The sequence below is a fragment of the Bartonella sp. AP3QHHD genome (assembly GCF_042195765.1).
Lineage (GTDB): Bacteria > Pseudomonadota > Alphaproteobacteria > Rhizobiales > Rhizobiaceae > Bartonella.
Map to the genome: position 1 here is coordinate 1 of NZ_JBHIPC010000043.1, position 1,260 is coordinate 1,260.

Annotated in this window: 2 protein-coding genes and 1 pseudogene; all 3 read right to left on the reverse strand. The window is 36.0% G+C overall.

What is annotated here, in order from left to right; all coding sequences use genetic code 11:
• Positions 1-93: pseudogene (locus ACFIL7_RS02370) on the reverse strand (XRE family transcriptional regulator); the annotation flags it as partial.
• Between the two features lie 64 nt (positions 94-157).
• Complete coding sequence (locus tag ACFIL7_RS02375) at positions 158-943, reverse strand: DNA adenine methylase (protein ID WP_375683296.1); 786 nt, start codon at positions 941-943, stop codon at positions 158-160.
• 24 nt (positions 944-967) lie between these two features.
• The gene (locus ACFIL7_RS02380; protein WP_375683297.1) at positions 968-1,198 is read right to left on the reverse strand and encodes a hypothetical protein; all 231 of its coding nucleotides are present in this window, start codon (positions 1,196-1,198) and stop codon (positions 968-970) included.
• Between the last annotated feature and the right edge of the window lie 62 nt (positions 1,199-1,260).

The following is a 1,260-nucleotide window of genomic DNA, read 5'->3' on the forward strand; positions in this document are numbered from 1 at the left end:
TACAGATATGTCTAATTTCTTAGCCATATCTAAGAGGCGTTCGGAGTGATCAATGCGAAGTTTCCGTAAAATTTTACCAAAAGATGTAACCATATAAAAAGTCCTATTAGAGAAGAAATATTTCTTCTGATTCTAACAAATCTTTTTATGATTTTCTTCAATTATTACGAATCAAGAGTTCTTTTCGGGGTGGTTTTTTAGCAAAACCAGAGGTCCAAAGGGTCTCTAATTCTAAAAAGTCAAAATCCTTAAAGATCTCTCGAACCGCATCACAATCATTTAGACTCAAGACAAATTTGCCTTGTATGCTTTTGAGAACTTTTGCCATACTCACAAAATCATCTTCAACAAAATTCCCAGAGCTATAACACTTCTTCTTCACAAGATAAGGCGGGTCTAGGTAAAATAAACTGTCGGGTGCATCAAATAGCTCGATAACCCGTTCCCACGACAAATTTAAGATTGTTGTATCAAGAAGCTTCTGTCTAACACGTCTCATCCTTGATAACAGCTTTTCGGGATTAAATGCTATAGGCTTTTTCCTTCCAAAACTAAAAGAGACATAATCTTTTTTCCCATACATCACACAACGTTGGAGAAACAAAAAACGGGCGGCTCTTTCAACTTTGGAAAGGCTTTCTGGTTCAATCGCCGCAAGTTCAAAAAACAACTGTCTTGAACAAACAAACCATTCTAGTCGTTTGGCTAAATCATCAAAGTCATTTTGAACGCATTGAAACAGATTCGTGATCTCTCCATTCAAATCATTAATAACGGAATATTTTGCTGGTTCTTTATTTAGGAAAATAACACCAGAGCCTAAAAACGGTTCAACATAGGTTTCGTGGTCAATATTATTTAAAATCGGTATAATTTTCTTACGCAGATAGTGTTTACCACCCATCCACGCAAACAATGTTTGTGTAAATTCTTGTTTCATCATATTTTTAAAGGAGAGATTTGATATCTAACTTTTTGTTATCCATCTTTTAAGATGTGAGAAGCTATTCTCTATGGCGTCCACGCAACGGGAAAAATCTATTACAAACATAAAGAGAATGAAGGCAATCAATTTCATGATGCGTGACATCATCTTTAAGCCTTGATAGGTCTCTATCATCTCGTGAAGGAGCTGTTGTTCTGTTTCTGTAAGATCTTTATCTTTGCTGCTTCGTTTCTTGACCATCTTTCCAACCACATAAATGGGCTCCCTGCTTGTTATGCTTCAAAATATCTCTTGCAAGGTTGGAACTGATGACC